Below are 26,976 nucleotides of genomic sequence, written 5' to 3'. Positions count from 1 at the left end.
GGGCAGCAAAATGAATTCCTCTCCCAGAAACTTGCTTCGAACCGCGCTGCTGGCGTCGGTCGCCGGGGCGGCCGCGCTGACGGTTCCGACCTTCGCCGCGGCCCAGAGCTCGGAAGAAGTGGCCGTCGGCGAAATCGTCGTCACCGGCTCGCGTATTCGCCGTCCTGACCTGACCTCGGTTCAGCCGCTGCAGGTCATCACCACCCAGTCGATGGAAAAGCGCGGCTTCACCAACGTCGCCGACGCCCTGAACGACCTGCCGTCGTCGGGCGTGCCGATCAGCCCGGTCGGCGACCAGGGCTCGTTCGGCGTCGGTCGTAACTTCATCAACATCTTCAACCTGGGCACGAACCGGACCCTGACGCTGGTGAACGGCCGTCGCTTCGTCGGCGGCAACCCGGCCTCGATCTTCACCGGCGCGGCCGCCGGCGGCCAGGTCGACCTGAACGTCATCCCGACCGGCCTCGTCGAGCGCATCGAAACCATCCAGGCCGGCGGCTCGGCCGTCTACGGCTCGGACGCCATCGCCGGCGTGATCAACGTGATCACCCGCACCGACTTCGAAGGCGTTGAGATCGACGGCCAATACGGCATCTCGGACCGTAGCGACGCCGAAGAGTATCGCGGCCGCATCACGGTGGGTCAGCGCTTCCTCGACGACCGTCTCAGCCTGTCGGGCAGCTACGAGTACAACGAGACCTCGGCGCTGGGTTACAACGACCGCGCCCGCACCCGCGAGCAGATGCTGTTCGCGGTGAACCCGGCGAACGTGAACGGCACCGACGGCATCCCCGGCTCCGTGCCGATCTTCAATCGCCGCATCCCGGAAGTGACCCTCGGCGGCCTGCCCTACCGCGCCAACGCGGCCGGTACGGCGATCGCCGGCACCGCCTCGAGCAACGTGATCCGCCTGCCGGACGGCAGCCTGGCCCAGTTCGGCCCCGGCGGCGCGCTGATCCCGTACAACTTCGGCACCTTCTACTCGGCTTCGGTGGCCTCGGGCGGCGACGGCCTGAACCTCGGCGACCTGTCGTCGCTGCTGTCGCCGGTGAAGCGTCACGTCGCGACCGCCTTCGCGAAGTACGACCTGACCGACAACATCCGCATCAACGGCGAGTTCTTCTACTCGGAGTTCAGCGCGGTCGAGCCGTACAACCAGCCGATCTACAACGCCCCGCTGTTCGGCGGGAACTCGGCGGCCCTGCGGATGTCGACGGCCAACCCGTTCCTGCCCGCCGCCAGCCGCGCGATCCTGCTGTCGCAGACCACGCCGCTGCCGGCCGATCCGGCCAACCCGGGCGAGCGCATCTTCTTCCTGTCGCGCGCCTCGGTGGACATCGGCAACAACAAGACCGAAGCCGACGGCGACACCTGGCGCGGCGTGCTGGCGATCGACGGCGACCTGAACTTCCTGGACCGCGACTTCTTCTGGAGCGCCTCGTTCACGCAAGGCCAGGCCACCGGCAGCTTCACCAGCCCCAACATCGTCCAGTCGCGCTTCCTGCAGGCGATCGACGTCATCCGTGACGGCAGCGGCGCCATCGTCTGCCGCGACCCGGCGGCGCGGGCGGCGGGCTGCGCTCCGCTGAACCTGTTCGGCCAGGGCTCCCCCAGCCAGGCGGCGCTCGACTACGTCGGCGTGCAGTTCGAGTCCGAGTACAACATCCTGCAGACCGTCTACGAAGCCAACTTCGGCGGCGACCTGCTGCAGCTGCCGGGCGGCATGTGGTCGTTCGCGGCCGGCGTGGAAGCCCGCTACGAGAAGTCGGACTTCAACCCGAACGAGCCGCAGGAACTGGGCGTCGGCCGTTCGGCCGCCATCACGGCCCTCACCGGGAAGTTCGACACCAAGGAATGGTACGCTGAAACCCTGGTGCCGATCTTCGGCGACGAGTTCAGCTTCCCGATGCTGCACCGCCTGGAGGTCGAGGCGGCCTATCGTAAGGTGGACCACAGCCAGGCCGGCAAGGACGACGCCTGGAGCTACGGCGGTCGCTGGTTCCCGATCCAGGATCTGATGATCCGCGGTCAGAAGAGCCGGTCCTTCCGCGCCCCCGCCATCACCGAGCTGTTCCTTCCGAACGCGACCAGCTTCATGACGGCGACGGACCCCTGCGACTTCCGCAACATCAACTCGGGTCCGAACCCGGCGACGCGCGCGGCCAACTGCCGGGCCGCGTTCCAGGCGCTGGGCCTGCCGGCGAACTTCAACCTCACCTCGCAGGTCCAGGCCGCGACCGTGCAGGGCTCGCAGGCCGGCAACCCGGCTCTCGAGAACGAAATCGCCAAGCAATGGACGCTGGGCTTCGTCTATCAGCCGTCGTTCGTCCCCGGGCTGGCCATCAGCTTCGACTGGGCGAACATCAAGCTGAAGGGCGCGATCTCGAACTTCAACCTGACCTCGATCCTGCAGGTCTGCTACGACTCGCCGAACCCGCCCGCGGACGCCTGCGGCCGCTTCCAGCGGGGTAATTCGAACACCGACGCGACGACCGGCCAGGGCCAGATCCTGACCAACGGCGCGGCGACGGGTACGGGCGCCACGGCGACCGGTCCGTCGACCGGCTACATCAACGCCGGCTACCTGAACTTCGAAGGCTTCACCGCCGGCATCGACTACCGCACCGACCTCGCCGACGTGCTCGGCGGCGCCATGGGCGGCTGGTTCGGCGGCGACCCCGGCCGTCTGGAGTTCAACTTCGACCTCTACCACGTGGAACGCCAGGAGACCTCGGTCACCGGTCTGGGCTTCGACCTGAACCGCGACCAGGGCGAGATCGGCAACGCCAAGTGGCGTTGGAAGCTGGAGACGAACTACGACCGCGGTCCGCTGTCGGTGAACTGGACGATCAACTGGTTCGACGAGTCGCAGTTCAACAACGACTTCACGCTGGAGACCCGTTACCCGCTGCGCGTCGACGACTACTTCCTGCACGACGTCGGCGTCACCTACGACCTGGCCGACTGGACGAAGCGTTGGGGCGTCGGCCTCGACAACCTTCGCGCCCGTCTCGTGGTCCGCAACGTGTTCGACGAAGAGCCGCCGATCTACGCGACCGGCTCGGCGAACGCCTACGGCAGCTACGACTTCCTGGGCCGCTACTACGTGCTGGGCCTGACCGCCCGCTTCTAAGACCGGAGGACCGCCCGGGCTTCGGCCTGGGCGGGACGCCGCAGACGACGAAAAGGGCCGCCGGATCGCTCCGGCGGCCCTTCTTGTTTTTGCCGATGAGCCCGCTGGTCAGGCCGGCTGCAGCACCCTTTGGCCCACCATCCCGGCGAGGCGGCCCTGGATGATCTCCTCGGCCTCGCGCACCATGCGGCCGATCAGCTCGGCGCAGGTCGGGATGTCGTGGATGAGGCCCTGGACCTGGCCAGCGGACCAGATGCCGTAGTCGGGGTCGCCCTCCTCGTAGACGAGGCGACCGCGGGCGCCGGCCACCAGCTCCTTCACGTCCTCGAACTTGGCGCCGCCACGGCGCTCGATGGCCACCACCTCGTCCGAGACGGCGTTCTTCGCCACCCGGGCGGTGTTGTGCATGGTGCGGAAGATCAGGTTGGTCTGCCGCTCGTCGTTGGCGACGATCTGCTCCTTCACCTTCTGATGGATCGGGCTCTCGACCGTGCACATGAAGCGGGTGCCCATGTTCACGCCGTCCGCGCCCAGGGCCAGGGCCGCCACCAGGCCGCGGGCGTCGCCGAACCCGCCCGAGGCGATCATCGGGATCTTGACCTTGTCGGCCGCCGCCGGGATCAGGATCAGGCCGCCGACATCGTCCTCGCCCGGGTGGCCGGCGCATTCGAGGCCATCGATGGAGATGGCGTCGACGCCCATCCGCTCGGCCGACAAGGCATGGCGCACCGCGGTGCACTTATGGATCACCTTGATCCCGTGCTCCTTGAAGTGGTCGACGTGCTCCTGCGGCTTGTAGCCGGCCGTCTCGACGATCTTCACCCCGCCGTCGATGATCGCCTGGCGGTACTCGGCGTAAGGTGGCGGCGTGATCGCCGGCAGGATGGTCAGGTTCACGCCGAACGGCTTGTCGGTCAGCTTGCGGCAGCGGTCGATCTCGCGCCGCAGGTCGTCGGGGGTGGGCTGGGTCAGGGCGGTGATGAAGCCCAGGCCGCCCGCGTTGGCCACCGCGGCGACGAGCTCGGCGCGACCGACCCACTGCATGCCGCCCTGCACGATGGGATGCTCGATCCCGAAGGTCTCGGTGAACCGCGTCTTCAGCGCCATGGGACGTGCCTCCAAACATCTGTTTGGCCGACACTGAAGCCCCGGACGTCACGTCAGGCAACCCGGCTTTCCGGCCGGGCCGTCCCGCGCGTTACTGCAGGCCGCTTCGGCCGATGGCGTAGAAGCGCTCGGCGCGCTGGGCCTTCAGCGTCGCGGCGTCCAGCTGGAGCAGCGCCTTCAGCTCGTCCTCCACCGCATCGCCCACGGCCTGCATGGCCGCCTCGGGATCGGAGTGGGCCCCGCCCGCGGGCTCCGGGATGATGCGGTCGACGATCTTCATCCGCTCCAGATCCTGGGCGGTGATCTTCATGGCCTTGGCGGCCTCGCCGGCGGTGCGCGCGCCGCGCCACAGGATCGAATTGGCCCCTTCCGGCGCGATCACCGAATAGATGGCGTGCTCCAGGATCAGCACCTTGCTGCAGGCGGCGATGGCGATGGCGCCGCCCGAGCCGCCCTCGCCGGTGATCACGGCGACGTTGGGCGTCTGCAGCATCAGGCACTTCTCGGTCGAGCGCGCGATGGCCTCGGCGACGCCGCGCTCCTCCGAGGCCACGCCCGGATAGGCGCCGGCCGTGTCGACGAAGCTGACCACCGGCAGATTGAACCGCTCGGCCAGCTCCATCAGCCGGATCGCCTTGCGGTAGCCCTCGGGCCGCGCGTAGCCGAAGTTGTGTTTCACCCGGCCGACGGTGTCGCGGCCCTTCTCGTGGCCCATCACCACCACGGGCGTTCCGCGGAAGCGGCCCAGGCCGCCCATCACCGCCTGATCGTCCGCGAAGGTGCGGTCGCCGCGCAGCTCCTCGAAGTCATCGATCAGCGCGCCGACGTAGTCGACGAAATGCGGCCGCTCGGGATGGCGCGCGACCTGCGTCTTCTGCCAGGCGTCCAGGTTCGCATAGGCCTCGCGGCGCATGTCCTGGGCGCGCGCCCGCAGCGCCTCGATCTCGTCGTCCAGCGAGCCCGCCGCCGCGGTCTCGGAGAGGCGCGAGAGTTCCTCGATCTTGGCTTCGAGGTCGGCGATCGGGCGCTCGAACTCGAGATAGTGCGCGGCCATGCGGCAGAGGCTTCCTTGCGGTCGTCCAGAGGCGGCGGAAACTAGGCGCGAACCGCCGGCCTAACAAGCGGGGAACCGGGGCCGTGGTTGCAGCCTTGAGCAGGCATGAAGACGCTGCTGCGCGACAACGGCCTGACGCTGGCTTTGCTGGCGCTGTTCTTGATCAGCCTGATCGGTCACGTGTTCACCGGGCTCGGCGTCGAGAACCAGGAGCGTCTGGACCATCACCTGCCGGTCGTCGGGCTTCTCCAGTTCCTGCACTCGCCCCAGTTCCTCTCCACCTTGTTCGAGAACTGGGAGAGCGAGTTCCTGCAGATGTGGACCTATGTCACGCTGACCGCCTTCCTGTTCCAGCGGGGATCGCCGGAATCGAAGGATCCCGATGAGCCGGCGCCGCAGGATCGCGACCCCGCCCTCGACGCCAAGGCGCCGGATGCGCCCTGGCCGGTCCGGGCGGGCGGCTTCGTCCGCGGCCTTTATGGTCAGTCGCTGGGGCTGGCGATGGCCCTGCTGTTCGTGGTCTCGTTCGCCCTGCACCTGAGGAACAGCGCCCGCCTGGCCGGCGAGGAGGCCGCCATGCACGGCCAGCCGCCGCCCGGCGTTCTCGAGCACCTGCACAGCCCGCAGTTCTGGTTCGAGAGCTTCCAGAACTGGCAGAGCGAGTTCCTCTCGACCGCCGTCCTCGTGGTTCTGGCCATCTTCCTGCGCCAGAGGGGCTCGCCCGAGAGCAAGCCGGTCGCCGCGCCGCATGCGCAGACGGGCTCGGCCTGACGTCCAGAGACCTGCGGCGGGAGATCGGGTGCAACCCGGATAACCGTTGATCGTTTGTAGGCCCGAGGTCGAGCCAGGCCTGCATCCGTTTCGGGGGCCGGAGGCAGACCGGCGCGTCTTCCTAGATCGCGCGGATCCTGCCCTGACACAGCACCCCGCGCCACGAGGAGAAACGGAGCTATTGGCTATGAACAATATTGTGAAGATCGGGATGGCCTCGGCGCTCGCGCTGGCGACTGCCGCCCCCGCCTACGCCCAGTACTATCGCCCGACGGACGACTACCAGCGGGCGCAGCGTGAATACGAAGCCCAACGGTATCAGTATCAGAACAGCCGTGAGGCCTATCAGGAAGCCCGGGCCGACTATCAGCAAGCCCGGCGCGACTACGAGCGGCGCCTCGCCGACTGGGAACGCGCCCGCGCCCGCTATGACGCCCGCTACGGCTACGGCTCCTACGAGCGCCGCTACGCCCGCCCGATCTGGGACGACGCCTATTGGAACCGTAGCGGTCCGTACGCGGGCTACAGCGCCCCCTCCGCCGGCTACTACGGCTCGAACGCCTCGACCAACGTGCGCTGCAACAACAACTCGACGGTGACGGCCGGCGTGCTGGGCGCGATCGTGGGCGGCGTGCTCGGTTCTAACGTGGCGGCCCGTAACGCCCGCACGGAAGGCGCCGTGCTCGGCGCGGTGGTGGGCGGCGGCCTCGGCGCAGCCGTCGGCAACGCCAACGACAAGTACAAGTGCGACAGCCGCGGTCCGTATTTCACGTACAACGACACCGTGCCCTATCGTGAGAGCCGCTCGTACCGCTACGGCCAGTACGACAGCAGCTACTACACCCGCCAGCGCTGCCGCCTGGCTCCGGCCCCGGTCGATAGCTACGGCAACGATTATCGCTATGTCCGCGTCTGCCCGGACGGCGACGGTCGCTACCGGATCACCGGCTAAGCAGAGCCTCATCTGACTTCGAAGGGCCGCCCGCGAGGGCGGCCCTTTTTTCGAGGGCTTGCGGCTTACTTCTTGGCCAGCGGATGCTTGCTGTGGACCACCTCGGTCAGGCGGTCCTGCGCCACGTGGGTGTAGATCTGGGTCGTCGCCACGTCGGCGTGGCCCAGGAGCTTCTGCACCACCCGCAGGTCGGCGCCGCCTTCCAAGAGGTGGGTGGCGAAGGCGTGGCGCAGGACGTGGGGGCTGACGCGGGCCGGGTCGATGCCGGCGTCGGCCGCCGCCTCGTCGAGCAGCTGGGCGAACCGGCGGGGCGTCAGCCGGGCCCCCTTGCCGCGGGAGGGAAAGAGCCAGGGGTTGGCCGCATCGCCCTTGGGCAGGAAGGTCGGCCGGACTTCGAGATACGCCTTGACCGCCGCGCGGGCGGCCGCGTTGAGAGGCGCCAGCCGCTCCTTGCCGCCCTTGCCCTTGACGATCAGATAGGCGGGGTCGCGCGCCAAGGCGGCGAGCGTGAGGCCGGTCAGCTCCGAGATCCGCAAGCCCGAGGCGTAGGCCAGCTCGACCATACAGGCGAGCCGCAGGCCCTGGGTCCCGTCCCGCTCGGACGCGGCGGCGATCAGCCGGTCCATCTCCCCGCGCGTCAGCACCTTGGGCAGCTTGCGGCCCTGCTTCGGGGCTTCGACGCGACGCGAGGGATCATCGTCGCGCCAGCCTTCGCCCAGGACGAACCGGTAGAACTGCCGCACCGCCGCACGGCGGCGCGCCGCCGTCGCCGCCGACAGGCCCCGGACGCCCAGGTCCAGGAAGTAGGCCTCCACGTCCTCGGCGGCGGCGTTGGACAGATCGCACCCCCGAGAGGCGAGGAACCCGGCGGCGTCGGCGAGATCGCGCTGATAGGCGGTAAGCGTGTTCTTCGCCGCGGCGCGCTCCACGGCCATCATCTCGAGGAAGGCCTCGGCCCACGCCGCGCCCTTGCTCATTTCAGCCCGGCGAGGCCTTCGGCCGCGAACGCGTGGGCTTCGTCGGTCAGCCCGACCTGGCGCAGCGCATGCACGATCTGGACGCGGTCGCCGAGGGCCACGCCGCCGGCGCCGGCCTCAGTGGCCGTCCAGAGCGCGAGCAGGGCGGTCTCGCCGGCTGCCCTGGCCGCCACCGCGCGCGTCAGGGCCAGCGCGCGTCCGGCCGGAGCCTTCCCGGCCGGCGTCGAGAAACCGGCCAGGTCGCCGTTCTCGCTGACCCCCAGGTCGGGCGAGAGCGCCGCCATCAGCAGGGCCGCGCCTTCATACCGCCCGCGGTCCTTGCCCTGGCCGGTGGCGGCGCCGCGGATCAGAGTCATGGTCCACATCGCCGGACCCGGCGTCTGGTCCGCCGCGGCCATGAAGCCGTGTGCGCTGGGGTCCGGTTCGGGAACGCTCCAGGCCCGTTCCTCGGGGGAGACCGCCGCCGCGACCGCGGGAGCGGGCTTGGCCGCCGAGATGTCGAGGCCAAGGCTGCGGGAGAGCGCGTAGTCGAGGCCATTGCGCAGCGACGCCGCACCGGCCGCAGCGCCGGTGAGCTTGGCGGTCATCAACCGGCCATAGACGGCGTCCCGCGCCTGGGTCTGGGCGAGCTCGAAGGTGAGCTGGGCGGCGCCCTTCTCCCCGGCCAGCACCTGGCAGTAGGCGCGCAGGCGAAGCCAGTAGATCTGCCCCCGTCCCGCGCCCAGCCGCTCGGCGATGGCGCAGGCGCGGGCGTCGTCGCCGGCCAGCAGCGCGCTCTCGGCGGCGGCCTGGGAAAGCTCGGCGCTGCGCTCGAGCCCCGGCGCCCGCGCCAGGATGGCCGCGGCCGCCTGCGGGTCGCCCAGTGCGATCAAGGCGTTGGCGCGCAAACCGATCAGGGCGGGATCGCCGCCGATGCCGGACGGCCCTGCAGCGCCGGTGGCCAGCACCCGACGGGCGAGCTGGGCCGCCGCCGGCGACAGCGGCTTGGTGGCCAGCAGAGGCAGGACCCTGGCCACCGTCTCGGCCGAGGCGCCCCGCCAGAGGTCTGCGGGCAGGCCCGTCGTGCGCCCGGGCGTCGAGAACGCGTCGGGCGCGGCCAGCGGGGCCACCTGCACCGGCTGGGCGAGGACCTGGCCGGCGAACAGCGCGCCGGCGGCGAGGGATGCGATGAAGAAGGGCGAACGCGACATGACCGACAGCCTACATGCGGCCTTGGATTGGCGCGAGGGCGCGCGCTCGTGTATGGCTCCGCCGTCCATGGACCGTTACGAACCGCTCCGCCACCGCACCATCGCCCTCGTGGGCCTCATGGGCGTAGGCAAGTCCAGCGTCGGACGCCGGCTGGCCAGTGCGCTGTCGCTGCCCTTCCGGGACGCCGACACGGAGGTGGAGGCCGCCGCCGGCCGTTCGATCCCGGACATCTTCGCGCAACTCGGCGAAGCCGCCTTCCGCGATGGCGAGCGGCGGGTGATCTCGCGCCTCCTGGACCAGCCGCCGCACGTGCTGGCCACTGGCGGCGGCGCATTCATGAACCCCGAGACGCGCGCGCTCATCAAGTCGAAGGCGGTGTCGGTCTGGCTGAAGACCGACCTGGAAACCCTGGCGCGCCGGGTCGGACGCAAGGACACGCGCCCACTGCTGATCGGCAAGGACCCGCTGGAGGTGCTGAAGGCGCAGGCCGACGCCCGTTACCCCGCCTATGCCGAAGCCGACCTGACGGTGGAGACCGGCGACGTCGCCCACCATGTGACCGTCGACCAGGTCATCCGCGCGCTGTCCGACCACTTCCAAGAGCCCGCCGCGTGACTGCGACCGCAGCCCTGAACATCCCCGTCGGTCTCGACACGCGGGCCTACGAGGTCCGGGTCGGCGAGGGCCTGCTGGACGCCGCAGGCGAGCATATGCGGCCGTTGCTGAAGCGCGGCCGCACCGCGGTGGTCAGTGACGAGACGGTCTGGAGCCTGCACGGGGAGCGCCTCACGGCCGCCCTCCGCAGGTCTGGCGTCGAGGTCCATCCGGTCATCGTACCGCCGGGCGAGCAGACCAAGAGCTTCGAAGGGCTGGCCGACGTGTCCGACCGCCTGCTGGCTCTGGAGCTGGATCGCGGCGACCTGGTCACCGCTTTCGGCGGCGGCGTGGTGGGCGATCTCGCGGGCTTCGCGGCGGCCATCTACAAGCGCGGCATCGACTTCGTGCAGATCCCGACGACGCTGCTGGCGCAGGTCGACTCCTCCGTGGGCGGCAAGACCGCCATCGACACGCCGCGGGGCAAGAACCTGGTGGGCGCGTTCCACCAGCCGAAGCTGGTGCTCGCCGATCTCTCGGTGCTGGCCACCCTGCCCGACCGGGAGATGCGGGCAGGCTACGCGGAGGTGATCAAGTACGGCCTCCTGGGCGACCGGGACTTCTTCGAATGGCTGGAGGTCAACGCCGCCGCCGTGCTGGCGCGGGAGCCGGCCGCGCTGAAGAGAGCCGTCGCGCGTTCCGTCGAGATGAAGGCCGAGATCGTGGCCGAGGATGAACGCGAGCAGGGCCGGCGGGCGCTCCTGAACCTGGGCCATACCTTCGCCCACGCCCTGGAGGCGGAGACCGGCTATGGCGAGGCCCTGCTGCACGGCGAGGCGGTCGGCGCGGGCATGGCGCTCGCCTTCCGCTTCTCGGCCATGCAAGGCCTGTGCGGCGGCCAGGAGGCGGAGCGCGCGGTGCGCGGCGTCGGGGCCGCGGGCCTGCCCGTGACTCTGGCCGAGGTCCCCGGCCACCCCTTCGCCGCCGATCGGCTGGTCGCGCACATGAGCCAGGACAAGAAGGCCGAGGGCGGTCGCCTCACCTTCATCCTCGCCCGGGCGGTCGGCGACGCCTTCGTGGCCAAGGACGTCGACGCCGGCGCCGTGCGCCGGTTCCTGGTGGGCGAAGGAGCGGCAGCTTGATCTGGGCCATCCTCGCGGCGCTGGCGCCGACCCTGCTCGTCCTGCTCAGCATGTCGGCGCTGATCTCGGCCGCCGAAACCTCGATGACGGCGGCCAGCCGTGGGCGGATGCACCAGCTGGAGCGCGACGGCGACCCGGCGGCCCGGCGGGTCAACCGACTGATCGGCAACCAGGAGACGATGATCGGGGCGATCCTGCTCGCCAACAACGTCATGAACATCTTCGCCTCCGTCGTGACGACCCAGGTGCTGGGCGCCGCCTTCCCCGGCTGGCTGGGCGCGGCGATCGCCACGGCCGTGATGACCGTGCTGGTAGTGATCTTCGCGGAGATCATGCCGAAGACGATCGCCATCGCCCGGGCGGACGACACCGCGCGCACGCTGTCGATCCCGACGTACTGGCTCGTGAAGATCTTCGGGCCGCTGGCGGATGGGGCCCAGTGGGTGGTGCGCCGGACGCTCAAGCCGTTCGGCATCAAGCTGGACGCCGGGACCGACGTGCTCGCAGCCCACGAGGAAATCCGCGGCGCCGTGGAGTACCACCACTCCGAAGGCCTGGTGGAGACCCGCGACCGCTGGATGCTGGGCGGCGTCCTGGACCTGGCCGAGATGGACGTGGGCGAGGTGATGGTCCACCGCCGCTCTATCGTGATGATCGACGGCGACATGGCCCCGCGCGAGATCCTGGCCGAGGCGCTCGACAGCGGCCACACGCGCATCCCGATCTACCGCGAGGAGCCGGAGAACGTCGTCGGCGTGCTGCACGTCAAGGACCTGCTGCAGGCCATCGCCAAGGCCGACGGCGACATCGACCGCATCGACGTGCCGAGCATCCTGCGCGCGCCCTGGTTCATTCCCGAGACCACGAGCCTGAAGGACCAGCTGGCCGCCTTCCTGAAGCGGCAGAACCACTTCGCGCTCGTGGTGGACGAGTACGGCGCGCTGGAAGGCCTGGTGACGCTCGAGGACATCCTCGAGGAGATCGTCGGCGAGATCGAGGACGAGCACGACGTCGTCGCGCCCGGCGTGACGCCGCAGGCGGACGGCTGGGTCTCGGTCGAGGGTTCGGTCACCATCCGCGACCTCAACCGCGCCCTGAACTGGCAACTGCCCGACGACGAGGCCGTGACGGTCGCGGGCCTGCTGATCAACGAAAGCCAGCGCATCCCGGAAGTGGGTGAAACCTTCGCCTTCCATCGGCACCGCTTCCGCGTCGCGGAGCGGCGCGGCAACCAGCTCACCCTGCTGACGATCTCGCCCCCGGAGCCCGACGAAAGCCTCGACTAGTTTCTGCGTTCGCCGAACCGGGAACCCACTGTGAAGCTTGCCGTTACCTTCGCCGTTGGCCGTGAAGGGGTGCGCGGATGGAGGGTCCGGCGCGGGATGCCTGTCAATCCGCGGGACGGGCGTTCAGGTGCTGTTCAAGCGCTCCGGCATGTGCTTAGCGATGCACGACGACACCCGGGCGCCCGGGGGCAGGAGCCGTAGGTATGACCGATACGCCGGGCCTGGAAGGCCTGAAGGTCCTCGTGGTCGAGGACGAGATGATGGTCTCGATGCTGATCGAGGACATGCTGGCCGATCTCGGCTGCACGGTGGTGGGGCCGGCCTCGCGGCTGGACGAGGCTATCGAGCTTGCGCGTACGGTCGACCTGGACTGCGCCGTTCTCGACGTGAACCTCGGCGGCCAGCCGATCTTCCCGCTCGCCGACCTCCTGCGCGAGCGTGGGGCGCCGTTCGCCTTCGCTACCGGATATGGGGATGCGGGCCTGCGCGACGCGGACCGCGGCACGCCGGTGCTGCAGAAGCCGTTCCGGGAAGGCGATCTGGCCCGCGTGCTGGGTGAACTGCGGGCGGCCGCCGCGCGGGCCTAGGTCCGGCCTAGAGGTAGCCGAACGCGCGGACCGTCAGGTCCTGGACCAGCAAGGTCACGGACCCGACCAGCGCGGCGACCGACAACAATATCTTCACGTCCCGTCTCCAACTCGAGGTCTGGAGATAGGTACGAGCTTGGCCTTGCGCCAGCCGAGTCGGCATAGAGGCGATCTGCCGGTTCAGAAGCCCGCGCGGATCAGCCCCGGCAGCAGCTTGTCGGGCGTGATCGGATAGTCGCGCACCCGCACCCCGCATGCGTTGTAGATGGCGTTGGCCACGGCCGCGCCGGCGCCGGAATTCCCGAGCTCGCCCACGCCCTTGATGCCGAGCGGATTGGCCTTGTCGTCGACCTCGTCGAGCATCACGGCGTCCAGCTCGCCGAGGTCCGCCTGGACGGTGACCATGTACTGGGCGAGGTCCTGGTTGATCAGGGAGCCGTAGCGCGCATCGACCGCATTGCCCTCGTGGATGGCCGAGGCCACGCCCCAGATCATGCCGCCGGTCAGTTGGCTTCTTGCCGTCTTGGCGTTGACGATCCGGCCGGCGGCGAAGACGCCCAGCATGCGCCGCACGCGAGTCTCGCCGGTGACCGGATCGACCCCCACCTCGCAGAAATGGGCGCCGTAGGTGTGCTGGCTCCAGTTCCGTGCGTCGGCGGCGGGCCGGATCTCGCCTTCGGCGGCCAGGCCCTGGGGCGCGGACCTGCGGACGAGATCGACCAGCGTCTCCGACCGGTTCTCCACGGCGATGAGGCCATCATGGAAGGCCACCGCCTCGACCGCCGCACCGTGCAGGGGCGAGGCCGGGTCGTTGACCGCCAGCTCCGCCAAGGCCTTGCGCAGGTTCATGCCCGCGTCGAGCGCCGCCGAGCCAGCCGTGGCGGCCCCGAACTGACCGCCTGAGCCGGGCGCCGGCGGCAGTTCGGAATCGCCGATCTCCACCCGCACCTTCTCCAGCGGCACGCCGAGCGTTTCGGCGGCGATCTGGGCCAGTACGGTGTAGGTGCCGGTGCCGATGTCGGTCATCCCCTGGCGCACCGTAACGATGCCGTCCACGTCCACCGAGAAGCTGCACTTGGCCGGCAGCAGGAAGTTTCCGCGGATCGCCGCGGCCATGCCGAGGCCGACCAGCCACCGGCCGTCGCGGACCTGGCCGGGCTTGGGATTGCGCCGGTCCCAGCCGAACTGCTGGGCGCCCTCGGTCATGCAGCGCACCAGCTGGCGCATGGAGAACGGCTTGCCCGTCTCGGGGTCGGCTTCCGGTTCGTTGCGGATCCGGAGTTCGATGGGATCGAGGCCGAGCTGCTCGGCCAGCTCGTCCATGGCGCACTCCAGGCTGAGCGTGCCCGAGGCCTCGCCTGGCGCCCGCATCGGACCCGCCCCGGGCAGGTCCAGCTTCACCAGCCGATGGCCGGTCAGCCGGTTCGGCGCCGCATAGAGGCTGCGCGCGAAATTGGAGGCGTGTTCGGTGAACTGTCCGTCGCGGTGGCAGTGGGTCCAGGTCACGATCGACATGGCGTTGAGCCGTCCGTCGCGATCGGCGCCCAGCCGGACCCGCTGCACCGTGGCCGGTCGGTGGATCGTGCCGTGCATCATCTGGCGCCGGGTGAAGGCCACCTTCACCGGCTGGCGCAGCTCCCGCGCTGCCAGCGCCGCCAGCGTCAGGTCGTCATATGTTTGGCCCTTGCCGCCGAAGCCGCCGCCGATGTAGCGGGTCAGCAGCCGCACCGCGTCGCGGTCGATGCCCAGGGTCTCGGCCAGGCCATGCTGCGCCGGCTTCACCATCTGGACCGAGGTGTGGACGACGCACGTCTCGCCATCCCACCAGGCCGTCGTGGCGCAGGGCTCCATCTGGACGTGGTTCTGGATCGGCGTGGTCCAGGTCTCGTCCAGCTTCACCGCCGAAGCGGCAAGACCGGCGTCGAAATCGCCGATCTCGACATCCTCCTCGCCCGGGGGATCGACCGCCTCCGCGAGGCTGGCGTGGAAGTCGGAATTCTGGGGCTCTTCGGCGTAGCTCAGCCGCACAAGGTGGGAGGCGCCCACCGCCTGCTCGAGGGTGTCGGCGACGACGAAGGCTACCGGCTGGCCGAAGTAGGCGACGCGGTTGTCCTCCAGCGCCGGCCGCGACGGCGAGGTGCTGCGGGGATGCTTGCGCGTACCTTTGGGGGCCTGGGCCGGGGCGTTGGCATGGGTCCAGACGAGCCGCACGCCGGGTTGCGCCTGCGCCTCGGCGATGTCTGCGGCGACGATCCGGCCGCACGCGATCTCGGCGCCGATCATCACGCCATAGGCGGCGGGCGACGGCGGCTCGACCTCGTAGGCGTAGGGGGCCGCGCCCGTGACCTTGAGCGGTCCTTCGTAACGGTCCACCGGCTTGCCGAAAACGCCCTGCCGCCCCTCCTTGATCGGGTTGGAGGCTTCCCAGTCACGCACCGAGCTCATGCCGCGTCTCCTTCGGCCTGCGCCAGGGCGGCCATGGCCAACCGGGCCGTCAGCGTCACCTTGAAGTCGTTGCGTCCGGCGGTGGCCGCGTCCTTGAGCTCCTCCCCGATCGCCTCGGCGGGCGTCGCCCCCGCGGCCAGAGCCTGTTCGACCTGGGTCGCGCGCCAGGGCTTGTGCGCGACCATGCCCAGCGCCAGCCGGGCGCCGGCCACGGCCACGCTGGCGAGCCCGCCGGCGTAGGAGGCCCGGTCCCGCGCCTTTCGGTACGCCTGCCCGCCCGCCGGCGGCGGCGGCAGCACCACCGCCGTGATCAGCTCGCCCGGGATCAGGTGGGTCTCGACGTGGGGCGTCTCGCCGGGCAACCGATGCAGCTCGGCCAGCGGAAAGCGCCGCGCCTCCCCCGACGGCGTCAGCGTCTCCACCTCGGCCTCGAGGGCGACCAGGGCGACCGCCATGTCCGACGGATGGGTCGCGATGCAGGCGTGGCTCTGGCCGAGGATGGCCGCGTTGCGGTTCAGGCCCTCCAGCGCCCCGCATCCCGAGCCCGGCGCCCGCTTATTGCAGGGCTTGGAGGTGTCGTAGAAGTAGGCGCAGCGGGTGCGCTGCAGCAGGTTGCCTGCGACGCTGGCCTTGTTGCGCAGCTGTGGCGAGCCTCCGGAGAGGATCGCCTGGGCCAGGACCGGATAGCGCCGCCGCACCTGCGGATCGGCCGCCACCTGGCTGTTGGTGGCCATGCCGCCGATGCGCAGCCCCCCGCCCGCCGGTTCGATGGCGCCGAGCGGCAGCCGGGCGACGTCGATCAGGTGCTGCGGCCGCTCGATGTCCAGCTTCATCAGGTCCAGCAGGTTGGTGCCGCCGGCGATGAAGCGCGCGCCGGGCGTCGCGGCCGCGGCCTTGACCGCCTCGTCTGCCGAGGCCGCACGCTCGTAGGTGAAGGGCCTCATCCGGCGGCCTCGGCGATCGCGGCGACGATCTGCGGATAGGCCGAACAGCGGCAGATGTTCCCGCTCATCCGTTCGCGCAGTTCGTCCGGCGTGAGGAGGACGGGGGCGGTCAGGTCAGCCGTCTCCTGGCTGGGCCAGCCGGCGGCCACCTCTTCCAGCATGGCGACGGCCGAACAGATCTGTCCGGGCGTGCAGTAGCCGCACTGTAAGGCGTCGTGCTTCAGGAAGGCCTGCTGCATCGGGTGCAGCGCGTCGGGGGTCCCGAGCCCCTCGATGCTCACCACCTCATCGCCGTCATGAGCCACGGCCAGCGAGAGGCACGCGTTGATGCGCAGGCCGTTCACCAGCACCGTGCAGGCGCCGCACTGGCCGTGGTCGCAGCCCTTCTTGGCGCCGGTCAGCCGAAGCGTTTCGCGCAGGTAGTCGAGCAGCGTCGTGCGCGGGTCGAGATCGTGGGTTCGCGCCTCGCCATTGACGGTGATGGTGGTCCGCAAGCGCCCCTCCTGGCCTGGCCCCACGCCCGTTGTCCTCGGCGGCGGCTCTTGAGGGCCAGTGTGGCGCCTATCCCTCGCCGGGCGCCAGAGCCTTCACGGAGAGGGCATGCACGGGACCCGCGAGTTCGTCGCGCAGCGCCTGGTGGACCAGCCGCTGGCGGGCCACCCGCGACGTCCCGGCGAAGGCCGCCGATACGATGGTCACGTTGAAGTGGCTCTCGCCCCCGGACGCGCTCCGGCGTGGCCATGGTGGCGCGCAGAGTCGTCCTCGACCTCGAGCCGGGTGGGCTCGAACGCGGCGGTCAGCTTGTTTCGGATGGCCTCGATTATGGCGCCCATCAGCCTGCGGTTCAATTCTTGAAGGGATGTGTTTGGCCCCCATACTTGGCCCATGCCCGGCGCGTTTCAATACAAGCCCAAGTTCGTCGACATCCGCGTTCGCCCGCCCTCCAAGGAGGAGGATCGGCGGAGCGAGGACGTGCACGCGCTGAAGCCCGGGGAGCGGGCGTGCGACCATCCCGGCTGCCGCCAGGCGGCGACGGCGCGCGCGCCCAAGTCGCGGGAGATGCTCAACGAGCACTACTGGTTCTGCCAACCGCACGCGGCCGAGTACAATCGCAACTGGAACTTCTTCGCCGGCCTGTCCGAGGAGGAGATCCGCCGCCGGCAGGAGGACGAGCTCAAGACCGGCGGCCGCCCGACCTGGGAGATGAAGGCGGGCCGGATGTCGCGCGAGGCGGCCTCCTTCACCCACAAGTTCCAGGCCGGAAAAGGCGGCTTCAAGGACTATCATGAGCTGTTCGGCGGCCACGCCCGGCACGGCCGGACGCCGGAGCCCGAAGGCCGCCACCTCGGCAAGATCGAGCGCAATGCGCTGGCCGACCTCGACCTGGAGGAGAGCGCCGACGGCGCCAAGATCCGCGCCCGCTACACCGAGCTGGTCCGGCGCCTGCACCCCGACGCCAACCATGGCGACCGGTCGGGCGAGCAGAAGCTGCAGCGCGTGATCAAAGCCTACCAGGCGCTGCGCAAGGCCGGCATGGTCTAGGCCCCCAGGGCTCGCCAGGCGACATAGGCGGCGGTGGTGATCACCATCAGGGCGAAGATGCGCCGCGCCACCTCGGCGCGCGAAACGAGGCGGCGCGCGATCGGGGCGCCGGCCAGGGCGCCCGCCCCGCCGCCGGCCACCAGGGCGGCGAACACCGGCCAGTTCACCAGGCCCGACGCGGCGTAGCTGGCGCTCGTCGCAGCGCCGAACAGGGTCACCGACACCAGGGACGACGCGGCCGCGTGGGCCAGGGTCATGCCTGTGGCGGCCATCAGGCCCGGCACGATCAGGAAGCCGCCGCCGATGCCGAAGAAGCCGGCGGCGAGCCCCGTGACCAGCCCCGCCGGGGCCAGCCGCGCGACGAGCCGGGGATTGAGCCGCACCGCCGGATCGCCCTCGCCCCGCTTGGGCAGCAGCATCGAGCCGCCGACCAGCGCCATCGCCAGGGCGAACCACGCCAGCAGGGCCTGGCCGTCCATCTGCTTGGCGAGATGCGCCCCGGTCAGCGAGCCGGCGAGGCCCGCAAGGCCGAAGGTGATCGCGCACGGCCACTTCACGCGGCCGGCCCGCGCCTGGGCCGAAAGGCCCATCAGCGCGTTGACGGCGACCGCCGCGGCCGAGGTGCCGATGGCCACGTGCGGATCGCGCACGCCCACCAGATAGATCAGCAGCGGCGTGGCCAGCACGGAGCCGCCGCCGCCGAAGACCGTGAGCAGGAGGCCGACGAGCGCACCGCTGAGCACGGCCAACAGTCCGGCGAGCGGGTCCATGGGCTTACGCCGTCCGCGGCCGGTTCCAGGGCGCCAGCGCCAGCAGGCGGGCCATGCCGCAGAAGCCGGTGGCGCCGGCGAAGGCCAGCCCCGCGCCCACGAAGGCCGAGAGGCCGAAGAACGCCGGATGGACCGAGAAGCCCAGGATCACGCCCAGCAGGACCAGTGAGCCGGCGGCGATCTGGACCTGCCGCATGATCTCAAGCGGCGCCTTGCGATCCTCCTGGAGGGGCAGGCCCGCCCGGGCCCAGCCGTCGACGCCGCCCTCCAGGACGTAGGCCGGGCCGTCCACGCGTGCGGCGAGGCGGTCGCAGTTGGCCGCTGTGCGCATGCCCGAGCGGCAGGTGAACACCACGTCGCGGCCGGGCTCGATCGTCAGGTGCGCGGCTTCGAAGTCCGACAGCGGCCGCGACAGCGCGCCCTTCACGTGGCGGCGGGCGAACTCGTCCGCCTCGCGGATGTCGACGAGGACCGCGCCGCCGCCCTTCAGGCGGGCGGCGACGTCCTGTGGTTTGAGGGAAATCAGGGTGGCGCTCATGGTTTCGCCTTCATCTCCGGGGGACAGAAGATCTCGGCCAGCGTCGCCACCACCTTGAGGGCGGCGGGATCGGCGATCCGGTACCAGATGGTCTGCCCTTCGCGGCGGGTCGCCACGACGCCGTCCTCGCGCAGCACCGCGAGGTGCTGAGAGAGCGCGGATTGCGACAGGCCCACGAGGGGCTGCAGCTCGCCGACTGAGTGTTCGCGGTCGACGAGCTGGCACAGGATCATCAGCCGCCGCTCGTTGGCGAGCGCCCGCAGAAGCCTCGCGGCGTCCGCGGCGCTGGCCTCGAACCGGGTGATGTCGAAACGGGTGAGATCGAACATGCCGGTCATATATGCGATATTGCTAAATTAGCAAGTGCTCATATATACCCACTACAAGCAGGAGGCTTGCCGATGCGTCCCACCATTCAGACCTTCTTCGATCCCGCGACCTTCACCGCCACCCATCTGATCTGGGACCCGCAGACCCGCGCGGCCGCGGTGATCGACCCGGTCCTCGATTTCGAGCCCAAGGCCGCCAAGCTCTCGACCGCTTCCGCAGACCAGGTGCTGGCGGCCGTTCGCGACCAGGGGCTGCACCTGGTCTACGTGCTCGAGACCCATGCCCATGCCGACCACCTTTCCGCCGCCGACTACATCCGGAAGGCGACCGGCGCGAAGGTCGTGATCGGCGCGCACATCCGCGAGGTGCAGAAGACCTTCATCCCCGTTTTCGAGGCCGACGACGTCAGCGACGACGGCCGGGTGTTCGACGTCCTGATGGACGAGGGCGAGACGCTGCCCCTGGGCGAGCTCACCCTCTCGGTGCTGCACACGCCCGGCCACACACCGGCCTGCGTGACCTACCTGATCGGCGACGCCGCCTTTGTCGGCGACACGCTCTTCATGCCCGACTACGGCACCGCCCGCGCGGACTTCCCCGGCGGCGACGCCGCGACCCTCTACCGGTCGATCCAGAAGATCCTGGCGCTGCCGCCCGAGACCCGCGTCTTCGTCGGTCACGACTATCTGCCGTCCGGTCGCCAGGACTATCGCTGGGAGACCACGGTGGCCGAGGAGCGGGCGCGCAACGTCCACGTCCACGAGGGGATCGACGAGGCCGAATTCGTCTCCATGCGGCAGGCGCGCGACGCGTCCCTGGCCGCGCCCACCCTGATCCTGCCGTCCCTGCAGGTGAACATCCGGGCCGGCGCCCTTCCGCCGCCCACGCCCAGCGGCCACGTCTATCTGCGGCTGCCGGTCACCCAGGCCTGACGCGGCGGCAGGCTGGCGGCTCGCCAGGGCTCGGCTAAGGTCTCATCCGGAGGCGCCGCAGAGCGCCCCGGGGGGGCCTTGGAGCGCCGACGGAGGATGCGATGGGAGATCTGATCAGCGGATCGCGACGGCTTTCCCTGGCCACGGTTTCCGAGCGGGCCGCGCGCGCCGCCGCTGGCTTGGCGAGCCTGGGCATCGGCCCCGGCGACCTGGTGGCGCTCTACCTGCGCAACGACTTCCCCTTCTTCGAGGCGAGCTTCGCCGCGGGCCTCGTCGGCGCCTATCCGACGCCCGTGAACTGGCACTACACGCCGGACGAAGCGCGGTATCTGTTCGAGAACTCCGGCGCCCGGGCCATCGTCATCCACGCCGACCTCATCGCGGGGATCCGCGAAGCCTTGCCGCCAGGCGTGCCGGTGCTGGTCGTCGCCACGCCGCCCGAGATCGCCGCGGCCTACGGCATGGACGCCGCCGCTACGCCGCCGGGCATGACCGACTGGAGCGCCTGGCTCGAAGGATTCGCACCGTTGGCGGCGGACGACGCGGCGGCGCCCGGCTCCGTGATCTACACCTCCGGCACCACCGGCCATCCCAAGGGCGTGCGGCGAGCGCCGCCGACAGCGGAACAGGCCATGGTCACCGGCGCGATCATCGGCCGGGCGTTCGGCTTCATGGGCTTCGGCGAACCGCAGGACATCGTCACCGTCGTGACCGGGCCGATGTACCACTCCGCCCCCAACGCCTACGGCCTGGCGGCGGCCCGCCTTGGCGCGACCGTCATCCTGCAGCCGCGGTTCGAGCCGGAAGACCTGCTGCAGCTCATCGAGCGCGAGCGCGTCACGCACCTGCACATGGTGCCCATCATGTTCCACAGGCTGCTGAAACTGCCGGACGAGGTGAAGGCCCGCTACGACCTGTCGTCCCTGAAGTTCGTGGTCCATGCCGCGGCGCCCTGCCCGCCGCCGATCAAGCGCGCGATGATCGAATGGTGGGGACCGGTCATCAACGAGTACTACGGCTCGACCGAGGTTTCGGCGGTCACCTTCTGCACCTCCGAGGAGTGGCTGGCGCACCCGGGCACGGTCGGCCGGGCCTGGCCAGAGGCCGACGTGCGCGTGATCGGCGCCGATGGCGAGAGCCTTCCCACCGGGGAGGTAGGCGAGGTCGTGGCCCGCATCCGCGGCATGGCCGACTTCACCTACCATGGCGACGACGCCAAGCGTCGGGCCAGCGAGAAGGCCGGCCTGATCGCGCCCGGCGACATCGGCTCCTTCGACAAGGATGGCTTCCTCTACCTGTGCGATCGGGCCAAGGACATGATCATCTCGGGCGGGGTGAACATCTATCCCGCCGAGATCGAGGCCGAGCTCCTGAAGATGCCCGGCGTCGCCGACTGCGCCGTGTTCGGGATCCCCGACGAGGAATTCGGCGAGGGCGTCTACGCCGTTGTCCAGCCGCAGCCCGGCTTCAACCTCGACGAGGCCGGTGTGAAAGCCTACCTGCGGGCCCGCGTCGCCGGCTACAAGGTCCCCAAGCAGGTCGACTTCGCCTCGGACCTGCCTCGCGAGGACTCCGGCAAGATCTTCAAACGCAAGCTGCGCGAGCCGTTCTGGGCGGGGCTGGAGCGGCGGATCTAGGCCACCGCCCTCAACCGCCGTTCGGTCGCGGCCTGAGCCCCGCTCACCCGGAAGCCGCCCATGCGCTCGGCGAGGCCGGCCGCCTGGTCGCTGAGCGACTGGGTCGCGGCGCTGGTCTCCTCCACCATCGCAGCGTTCTGCTGGGTGATCTGATCCAGCTGGCTGACGGCGATATTCACCTCGCCCAGTCCGCGGGCCTGCTCCTGGGCCGAGGCGGCCGACTCTCCGACGATGGTGTCAATGGCGCCGATCCGCTGGACGATCGCCGACAGCGCCTCGCCGGTCTTGCCGACCAGTTGGACGCCGGTCTGCACCTGACGGGTCGAGGCGCCGATGAGCGCCTCGATCTCCTTGGCGGCGTCGGCCGAGCGCTGGGCCAGCGCCCGCACTTCCGAGGCCACGACAGCGAATCCCTTGCCCGCGTCGCCGGCCCGGGCGGCCTCGACCCCCGCGTTCAGCGCGAGGAGGTTGGTCTGGAAGGCGATCTCGTCGATGACCCCAAGGATCTCGGAGATCCGGCGAGAGGATCCGGCGATCTCGTCCATCGCTCCGACGGCCTGACGCACCACCTCGGCGGAGGCGTCCGCATCGGCCTTGGCGGCGGCAACGAAGCGCGTGGCCTCCTGAGCGCCCTCGGCGCTACGGCGCACGGCGACGGTGATCTCTTCGAGCGCTGCGGCCGTTTGCTCGAGGCTTGCCGCCTGCTGCTCGGTGCGGCGCGAGAGCTGGTCGGCGGCCAGGCCGATCTCGCCCACGCCCTTGGTGACCTCGTCCGAAGCCGCCGACGCGGCGCCGATCGCCTGCTCCAGCGTTGCGATGGCGGTGTTGAAATCACGCTTCAGGGCGTCGAACTCCGGCGCCACCGCCACCTCCATCCGCGCCCGAAGGTCGCCGGCCGACACCCGGGCCAGCGCGTCCGCGAGCGCGGCCACCAGCTCCGATTGCCGCCGCTCGGCGTCCTGGCGCTCCGCCTCGAGCTGCTCGCGCTTGGCCTCGAGAGCCTCCAGGTAGATCGAGATCGCGAAGTCCATGTCCATCAGCACAGCCTTGGCCAGGACTCCGGCCTCGTGGCCGACGTCTTCGCCGCCCTTTCGGCCGCTCAGCAGCCCGCGCTTCGCCCAGCGCGTCTCGATCAGGTCCTGGAGCAGGCGTTCCAGGATCAAAGCGTAACCGCCGATGTACCAGCGAGGCTCGAGACCAATGCGGGCGTGGGTCTCGCCGATGGTCCGCACGCCGCGCACGTAAGCGTCGTCGAAGGTGGCGTCCGCGATGCGCGTCCAATGGGTCGACTGAGCGCCCTGCGCCACAGCGATGTGGGCGTCGTCGCGGAAGAACTGGCGCACCTCGGGCGTCGCGCGAACCTTCCCGTAGAACCCGTCCAGGGCCGGGCCGACGGCGTCGGCCAGGAACGGCTTCAGGCGGGCCAAGGCCGCCCGCGCATCGTTGTCCAACCCGATGAACTCAAGCCTCTGGCGGACCGCGTACTTGTCGCTCACTGACCTACTCACTCCGGGGATGCGATATCCGCCGACAAGGCGCCGCGCCCGTTAAGGCCGAGTTGCGATCGTTTCGGACGAGGTGCGGCGCTTCGCCGCGCGCCCCGCCGGTGTGAGGCGGCGCGCCTACGCGGCCGCCGACGCGCGCCTGGCCGCGAACCAGGGGACCATCCGGCGGATCGCCTCCTCGATCTCGGGCGTCGAGACCGCGAAGCTCATGCGGATGAAGTGACGTCCCTCGACAGGGTCGAAGTCGATGCCGGGCGCCGTGGCGACGCCAGTGTCCTGCAGGAGCTCTTTGCAGAAGCCCAGGCTGTCGTCGGTGAGCTGGCCCACGTCGGCCCAGATGTAGAAGGCGCCGTCCGGCGGCGCGATCTCCCCCAGGCCGAGCTCCGGCAGCGCCGCCAGCAGCAGCTCGCGGTTGCGGCGGTAGGTGGCGACGTGCCCCTCCAGCTCGTCGCGGCAGTCCATGGCCACGAGGCCGGCGTGCTGGGCGAGCGCCGGCGCGGTCAGGAACAGCGCGCCCATGTAGGCCACGGCGCGAGAGGCCTCGGCCTTCGGCACGACCAGCCAGCCCAGCCGCCAGCCGGCCATGCTGAAGTACTTGGAGAAGCTGTTGACGATGATCGCCGTCGGCTCGAACTCCAGCATCGAGCGCGTCGGCTCGGCGTAGCTGAGCCCGTGGTAGATCTCGTCCGATACGATGCGGATGCCGCGCTCGCGGCACACGTGCGCGATAGCCTCCAGTTCGTCGCCGGGGATCACCGTGCCGGTCGGATTGGCGGGGCTGGCGATGATGACCCCGGCCGGAGCCGGCTGGATCGCCGCCAACTGCTCGGCGGTCAGCTGGAAGCGCGTATCGGCTCCGCAGGGGATCTCCAGCGCCGTCATCCGCAGCGCCCGCACGGTGTTCCGATAGGCGACGTACCCCGGCCGCGCCATCGCGATGACGTCTCCGGGCCTGAAGGTCGCCGACAGCGCCAGCACCAGGGCGGGCGAGGCGCCGCAGGTGAGCGTGATCTGGGAAGGCTCCACGCCGACGCCATAGGTTTCGGCGTAGTGGCGGCAGATGCGCGCCTTCAGCGGCGCGCTTTCCCAGTAACCCATCGCCTCCTCGTCGAGGATAGCGTGCGCCCGCTCGATGGCCGCTCTCGGTGCGCCCGTGGACGGCTGGCCGAACTCCATGTGGATAATGGAGCGGCCCTCGGCCTTCAGCTTCTGGGCCAGACCGCTGATGGAGATGGCGTAGAAGGGTTCGACGTCGCTCATGACCCTCAACTAGCCGGAAGCGGCTCGTCAGGCCATGCGGCTTGACCTCTCGCGCAGGGGGCGCGAAGCCGGGACAACAGGGGGAGCAGATCGTGACGGCCAGCAACTCGACGCGCCGCGTCCTCACCGCGAGCCTCGTGGGCACGGCGGTGGAGTTCTACGACTTCTACATCTACGCGACGGCGGCGGCGCTTGTGTTCCCGCACCTCTTCTTTCCGGCCGCCTCGCCCTCGGCCCAGCTGATGAGCAGCTACGCCACCTTCGCCGTGGCGTTCTTCGCCCGGCCTGTGGGCGCGGCCTTCTTCGGCCACTTCGGCGACCGCATCGGCCGCAAGTCGACGCTGGTCGCCTCGCTGCTGACGATGGGCGTCTCCACCCTGCTGATCGCCTTCCTGCCCAGCTATGCGGTGGCCGGGTGGATCGCGCCGGCGCTGCTGTGCCTGCTGCGCTTCGGTCAGGGCTTCGGTCTCGGCGGGGAATGGGGCGGGGCCGCCCTGCTGGCCGTGGAGAACGCGCCGCCCGGCTGGCGGGCCCGCTTCGGCATGTTCCCGCAGCTTGGGGCGCCGGTGGGCTTCATCGCCGCCAACGGCCTGTTCCTCCTGCTCGGCCTGTTCCTCGACGCCGACGATTTCCGCGCCTGGGGTTGGCGGCTGCCGTTCCTGTTCAGCGCGGTGCTGGTGATCCTGGGCCTCTGGATCCGCCTGAAGCTCACCGAAACGCCGGCCTTCCAGAAGGCGCTGGCCGAGGCGCCGCCCGCGCACGTTCCGATGGCCGAGGTGGTGCGACGCCACCCCGGGGCGCTCGTCGGGGGCACCTTCGCCGTCGTGGCCTGCTTCGCCATCTTCTATCTCGCGACCGCTTTCGCCCTCGGATACGGCGTCTCGACGCTCGGCTACGGCCGCGAGGCGTTCCTGGGCGTCCAGCTGGGAGCCATCCTCTTCCTTGCGCTCGGCATCGTCATCGCCGGCTGGTGGTCCGACAAATCCAGCACCCGCCGGGTCCTGATCGCCGGCTGCGTCGCGACCGTCGCCGTCGGCGCCTCGATGGGGGGCATGATGGGGTCAGGCTCGCTGGCGCTGATCTGGCTGTGGCTGTCGCTGGCGCTGTTCACCATGGGCTTCGTGTACGGTCCGCTCGGCGCCTATCTGCCCAGCCTCTTCCCGCCGCGCGTCCGCTACTCGGGCGCCTCGATCGCCTTCAACGTCGGCGGCATCATCGGCGGCGGGATGGCGCCGATGGCCGCCCAGGCTCTGGCGGACCGTGGCGGCCTCGCCCCCCGTTGGGCTCTATCTCGTGGCGGCCGGCGTCCTCAGCCTTGCAGGGCTGGCGGCGACCAGGGCCAGACACGAGGATTAGACCGGCTTCTCCCCCGCAACCGTCGTGCGGTGCATGACCCGGAGGTGGCCGTCGTAGCCGCCTTCGGCGAGGTGGGCAGTGCAGCGGTTGTCCCACATCAGCACCATCCCGGGCCGCCACCTGTGGCGGTAGACGAACGCGGCCTGCGTCATGTGCTTGAAGAGGAATCCCAGGATCGCCTGGCTCTCCTCGACGGTCAGGCCCTCGATCCCGGTCGTGTAGACCGGCGAGACGTAGAGCGCCTTGCGGCCGGTCACCGGATGGGTGCGGACCAGCGGATGGGTCAGGCTCCTGTCCGCCTCGGGCGAGACGATGATCTCCATGGTCCGCTTCTCGGTCTCGCGGGCGAAGACGCCCTTCGTGCCATAGGCGCGGGTCGCGGAATGCACGGCCCGCAGGCCTTCGAGCATCGTGCGGAACGTCGGCGACAGCGCCGCGTAGGCGCGGGCGCCGTCGCAGAAGAGCGTGTCCCCGCCGACCGGCGGGACGACCTCGGACCGCAGGATCGTTGCGGCCGGCGGCTCGGGCTGGAAGCTCCAGTCGGAATGCCAGCCCGCGCCGAAATTCGTGGCCTTCTCGTCGGGCTCGCGGCGCAGTTCCAGCACGTTGGGATGACCCGGCATCGGCTTGATGAAGGGGTCCTCGCCGAACGGCCCGATCTGGAGCGTGAACGCCTCCAGGGCCTCCAGGCTCAGCGGCTGGCCGGGGAAGGCGACCACGGCATGGTCGGCCCAGGCGCGCTTGACCTCGGCCAGCGCCTCGGGCGCCAGCGGGCGCGAGAGGTCGACGCCGGTGATCTCGGCGCCGAAGCCGGACGGCTCCGGCGTCACGGAAATGATGCGGTAGTTCCGCGGGGCCTCAGCCGACATGACGACCTCCCGGGCGCGGCTCTCGAACGGCGGCGCTCGCCTTTAGAAACACCC

General features: G+C 70.3%; 23 protein-coding genes and 2 pseudogenes. 11 read left to right on the top strand and 14 right to left on the bottom strand.

Features of this window, described 5'->3' with window-relative positions:
- The first annotated feature begins 31 nt into the window (after window positions 1-31).
- Window positions 32-3,133 carry a TonB-dependent receptor domain-containing protein gene (locus LRS10_RS11425; RefSeq protein WP_257837360.1) on the top strand — a complete coding sequence of 1,034 codons (3,102 nt, stop codon included), beginning with the start codon at window positions 32-34 and terminating at the stop codon, window positions 3,131-3,133.
- A gap of 108 nt (window positions 3,134-3,241) precedes the next feature.
- Here LRS10_RS11425 and LRS10_RS11420 read toward each other — a convergent pair whose 3' ends face one another.
- Entirely contained in the window at window positions 3,242-4,240 is a 999-nt protein-coding gene (locus tag LRS10_RS11420; RefSeq protein ID WP_257837359.1) for a nitronate monooxygenase family protein, read from the bottom strand.
- 91 nt (window positions 4,241-4,331) lie between these two features.
- A complete protein-coding gene (locus LRS10_RS11415; RefSeq protein WP_257837358.1) occupies window positions 4,332-5,294 on the bottom strand; it encodes an acetyl-CoA carboxylase carboxyltransferase subunit alpha in 963 nt (320 codons plus the stop codon).
- 105 nt (window positions 5,295-5,399) lie between these two features.
- On the opposite strand from LRS10_RS11415, the gene LRS10_RS11410 reads away from it, so the two are divergent.
- Both LRS10_RS11410 and LRS10_RS11405 read left to right on the top strand, forming a co-directional pair.
- Window positions 5,400-6,065 carry a DUF6766 family protein gene (locus LRS10_RS11410; protein WP_257837357.1) on the top strand — a complete coding sequence of 222 codons (666 nt, stop codon included), beginning with the start codon at window positions 5,400-5,402 and terminating at the stop codon, window positions 6,063-6,065.
- 187 nt (window positions 6,066-6,252) lie between these two features.
- A complete protein-coding gene (locus LRS10_RS11405; RefSeq protein WP_257837356.1) occupies window positions 6,253-7,017 on the top strand; it encodes a glycine zipper 2TM domain-containing protein in 765 nt (254 codons plus the stop codon).
- A 65-nt stretch (window positions 7,018-7,082) separates the two neighbouring features.
- Here LRS10_RS11405 and LRS10_RS11400 read toward each other — a convergent pair whose 3' ends face one another.
- A complete protein-coding gene (locus tag LRS10_RS11400) occupies window positions 7,083-7,994 on the bottom strand; it encodes a tyrosine recombinase (protein WP_257837355.1) in 912 nt (303 codons plus the stop codon).
- Window positions 7,991-9,184, bottom strand: a complete 1,194-nt coding sequence (locus tag LRS10_RS11395) for a hypothetical protein (RefSeq protein WP_257837354.1) — start codon at window positions 9,182-9,184, stop codon at window positions 7,991-7,993. Before LRS10_RS11395 ends, LRS10_RS11400 begins: the two co-directional genes overlap by 4 nt.
- A gap of 52 nt (window positions 9,185-9,236) precedes the next feature.
- On the opposite strand from LRS10_RS11395, the gene LRS10_RS11390 reads away from it, so the two are divergent.
- The 4 genes from LRS10_RS11390 to LRS10_RS11375 all read left to right on the top strand — a co-directional run bounded on the left by LRS10_RS11390 (window position 9,237) and on the right by LRS10_RS11375 (window position 12,794).
- Complete coding sequence (locus tag LRS10_RS11390) at window positions 9,237-9,800, top strand: shikimate kinase (RefSeq protein WP_257839144.1); 564 nt, start codon at window positions 9,237-9,239, stop codon at window positions 9,798-9,800.
- On the top strand, window positions 9,797-10,921 hold the full coding sequence (aroB, locus tag LRS10_RS11385) for a 3-dehydroquinate synthase (protein WP_257837353.1): 1,125 nt from the start codon (window positions 9,797-9,799) through the stop codon (window positions 10,919-10,921). Before LRS10_RS11390 ends, aroB begins: the two co-directional genes overlap by 4 nt.
- A complete protein-coding gene (locus tag LRS10_RS11380; RefSeq protein ID WP_257837352.1) occupies window positions 10,918-12,207 on the top strand; it encodes an HlyC/CorC family transporter in 1,290 nt (429 codons plus the stop codon). Before aroB ends, LRS10_RS11380 begins: the two co-directional genes overlap by 4 nt.
- 203 nt (window positions 12,208-12,410) lie before the next feature.
- Window positions 12,411-12,794, top strand: coding sequence for a response regulator (locus LRS10_RS11375; RefSeq protein ID WP_257837351.1), 384 nt, complete (start codon window positions 12,411-12,413; stop codon window positions 12,792-12,794).
- 180 nt (window positions 12,795-12,974) lie between these two features.
- Here LRS10_RS11375 and LRS10_RS11370 read toward each other — a convergent pair whose 3' ends face one another.
- The 4 genes and pseudogenes from LRS10_RS11370 to LRS10_RS11355 form a co-directional block, all read right to left on the bottom strand.
- Complete coding sequence (locus tag LRS10_RS11370) at window positions 12,975-15,239, bottom strand: xanthine dehydrogenase family protein molybdopterin-binding subunit (RefSeq protein ID WP_257837350.1); 2,265 nt, start codon at window positions 15,237-15,239, stop codon at window positions 12,975-12,977.
- A complete protein-coding gene (locus tag LRS10_RS11365) occupies window positions 15,236-16,183 on the bottom strand; it encodes a xanthine dehydrogenase family protein subunit M (RefSeq protein ID WP_308237954.1) in 948 nt (315 codons plus the stop codon). The genes LRS10_RS11370 and LRS10_RS11365 overlap by 4 nt, the downstream gene beginning before the upstream one ends.
- Complete coding sequence (locus tag LRS10_RS11360) at window positions 16,180-16,677, bottom strand: 2Fe-2S iron-sulfur cluster-binding protein (protein WP_257837349.1); 498 nt, start codon at window positions 16,675-16,677, stop codon at window positions 16,180-16,182. Before LRS10_RS11360 ends, LRS10_RS11365 begins: the two co-directional genes overlap by 4 nt.
- Window positions 16,678-16,744: 67 nt before the next feature.
- Window positions 16,745-17,016 (bottom strand): annotated as a pseudogene (locus tag LRS10_RS11355) (BolA family protein).
- 52 nt (window positions 17,017-17,068) lie between these two features.
- Here LRS10_RS11355 and LRS10_RS11350 point away from each other — a divergent pair.
- Complete coding sequence (locus LRS10_RS11350; protein ID WP_257837348.1) at window positions 17,069-17,725, top strand: J domain-containing protein; 657 nt, start codon at window positions 17,069-17,071, stop codon at window positions 17,723-17,725.
- Here the strand turns inward: LRS10_RS11350 and LRS10_RS11345 are convergent.
- The 3 genes from LRS10_RS11345 to LRS10_RS11335 are packed head-to-tail and all read right to left on the bottom strand — an operon-like array spanning window position 17,722 to window position 19,362.
- Window positions 17,722-18,495 (bottom strand): sulfite exporter TauE/SafE family protein, encoded by a 774-nt coding sequence (locus LRS10_RS11345; RefSeq protein WP_257837347.1) that lies wholly within the window; start codon window positions 18,493-18,495, stop codon window positions 17,722-17,724. The genes LRS10_RS11350 and LRS10_RS11345 overlap by 4 nt on opposite strands.
- A 4-nt stretch (window positions 18,496-18,499) precedes the next feature.
- The gene (locus LRS10_RS11340; RefSeq protein WP_257837346.1) at window positions 18,500-19,033 is read right to left on the bottom strand and encodes a rhodanese family protein; all 534 of its coding nucleotides are present in this window, start codon (window positions 19,031-19,033) and stop codon (window positions 18,500-18,502) included.
- Window positions 19,030-19,362, bottom strand: coding sequence for a helix-turn-helix transcriptional regulator (locus LRS10_RS11335; protein WP_257839143.1), 333 nt, complete (start codon window positions 19,360-19,362; stop codon window positions 19,030-19,032). The genes LRS10_RS11340 and LRS10_RS11335 overlap by 4 nt, the downstream gene beginning before the upstream one ends.
- Window positions 19,363-19,434: 72 nt before the next feature.
- Here LRS10_RS11335 and LRS10_RS11330 point away from each other — a divergent pair, with 72 nt between their 5' ends.
- Together LRS10_RS11330 and LRS10_RS11325 are read left to right on the top strand one after the other, a co-directional pair.
- The gene (locus tag LRS10_RS11330) at window positions 19,435-20,295 is read left to right on the top strand and encodes an MBL fold metallo-hydrolase (protein ID WP_257837345.1); all 861 of its coding nucleotides are present in this window, start codon (window positions 19,435-19,437) and stop codon (window positions 20,293-20,295) included.
- A gap of 101 nt (window positions 20,296-20,396) precedes the next feature.
- The gene (locus LRS10_RS11325; protein ID WP_257837344.1) at window positions 20,397-21,932 is read left to right on the top strand and encodes an acyl-CoA synthetase; all 1,536 of its coding nucleotides are present in this window, start codon (window positions 20,397-20,399) and stop codon (window positions 21,930-21,932) included.
- Here the strand turns inward: LRS10_RS11325 and LRS10_RS11320 are convergent.
- Together LRS10_RS11320 and LRS10_RS11315 are read right to left on the bottom strand one after the other, a co-directional pair.
- Window positions 21,929-23,428: a globin-coupled sensor protein gene (locus LRS10_RS11320; RefSeq protein WP_257837343.1), complete on the bottom strand. Its 1,500-nt coding sequence runs from the start codon at window positions 23,426-23,428 to the stop codon at window positions 21,929-21,931. The genes LRS10_RS11325 and LRS10_RS11320 overlap by 4 nt on opposite strands.
- A 126-nt stretch (window positions 23,429-23,554) precedes the next feature.
- A complete protein-coding gene (locus tag LRS10_RS11315) occupies window positions 23,555-24,697 on the bottom strand; it encodes a pyridoxal phosphate-dependent aminotransferase (protein ID WP_257837342.1) in 1,143 nt (380 codons plus the stop codon).
- A 92-nt stretch (window positions 24,698-24,789) separates the two neighbouring features.
- On the opposite strand from LRS10_RS11315, the pseudogene LRS10_RS11310 reads away from it, so the two are divergent.
- Window positions 24,790-25,872: pseudogene (locus LRS10_RS11310) on the top strand (MFS transporter); the annotation flags it as partial.
- Window positions 25,873-26,049: 177 nt separating this feature from the next.
- On the opposite strand, the gene LRS10_RS11305 reads toward LRS10_RS11310, so the two are convergent.
- Complete coding sequence (locus LRS10_RS11305; RefSeq protein ID WP_257837341.1) at window positions 26,050-26,922, bottom strand: TauD/TfdA family dioxygenase; 873 nt, start codon at window positions 26,920-26,922, stop codon at window positions 26,050-26,052.
- Between the last annotated feature and the right edge of the window lie 54 nt (window positions 26,923-26,976).

Source organism: Phenylobacterium sp. J426 (genome assembly GCF_024699945.1).
Taxonomy (GTDB): Bacteria; Pseudomonadota; Alphaproteobacteria; order Caulobacterales; family Caulobacteraceae; genus Phenylobacterium.
This window is presented reverse-complemented; position numbering and strand designations above follow the sequence as displayed.

Coding starts and splice junctions, on each gene's coding strand:
- LRS10_RS11420 (WP_257837359.1), bottom strand. CDS start 4,240: ATGGCGCTGAAGACGCGGTTCACCGAGACCTTCGGGATCGAGCATCCC.
- LRS10_RS11415 (WP_257837358.1), bottom strand. CDS start 5,294: ATGGCCGCGCACTATCTCGAGTTCGAGCGCCCGATCGCCGACCTCGAA.
- LRS10_RS11410 (WP_257837357.1), top strand. CDS start 5,400: ATGAAGACGCTGCTGCGCGACAACGGCCTGACGCTGGCTTTGCTGGCG.
- LRS10_RS11405 (WP_257837356.1), top strand. CDS start 6,253: ATGAACAATATTGTGAAGATCGGGATGGCCTCGGCGCTCGCGCTGGCG.
- LRS10_RS11400 (WP_257837355.1), bottom strand. CDS start 7,994: ATGAGCAAGGGCGCGGCGTGGGCCGAGGCCTTCCTCGAGATGATGGCC.
- LRS10_RS11395 (WP_257837354.1), bottom strand. CDS start 9,184: ATGTCGCGTTCGCCCTTCTTCATCGCATCCCTCGCCGCCGGCGCGCTG.
- LRS10_RS11390 (WP_257839144.1), top strand. CDS start 9,237: ATGGCTCCGCCGTCCATGGACCGTTACGAACCGCTCCGCCACCGCACC.
- LRS10_RS11375 (WP_257837351.1), top strand. CDS start 12,411: ATGACCGATACGCCGGGCCTGGAAGGCCTGAAGGTCCTCGTGGTCGAG.
- LRS10_RS11370 (WP_257837350.1), bottom strand. CDS start 15,239: ATGAGCTCGGTGCGTGACTGGGAAGCCTCCAACCCGATCAAGGAGGGG.
- LRS10_RS11365 (WP_308237954.1), bottom strand. CDS start 16,183: ATGAGGCCCTTCACCTACGAGCGTGCGGCCTCGGCAGACGAGGCGGTC.
- LRS10_RS11350 (WP_257837348.1), top strand. CDS start 17,069: ATGCCCGGCGCGTTTCAATACAAGCCCAAGTTCGTCGACATCCGCGTT.
- LRS10_RS11345 (WP_257837347.1), bottom strand. CDS start 18,495: ATGGACCCGCTCGCCGGACTGTTGGCCGTGCTCAGCGGTGCGCTCGTC.
- LRS10_RS11340 (WP_257837346.1), bottom strand. CDS start 19,033: ATGAGCGCCACCCTGATTTCCCTCAAACCACAGGACGTCGCCGCCCGC.
- LRS10_RS11335 (WP_257839143.1), bottom strand. CDS start 19,362: ATGTTCGATCTCACCCGTTTCGACATCACCCGGTTCGAGGCCAGCGCC.
- LRS10_RS11330 (WP_257837345.1), top strand. CDS start 19,435: ATGCGTCCCACCATTCAGACCTTCTTCGATCCCGCGACCTTCACCGCC.
- LRS10_RS11325 (WP_257837344.1), top strand. CDS start 20,397: ATGGGAGATCTGATCAGCGGATCGCGACGGCTTTCCCTGGCCACGGTT.
- LRS10_RS11315 (WP_257837342.1), bottom strand. CDS start 24,697: ATGAGCGACGTCGAACCCTTCTACGCCATCTCCATCAGCGGTCTGGCC.
- LRS10_RS11305 (WP_257837341.1), bottom strand. CDS start 26,922: ATGTCGGCTGAGGCCCCGCGGAACTACCGCATCATTTCCGTGACGCCG.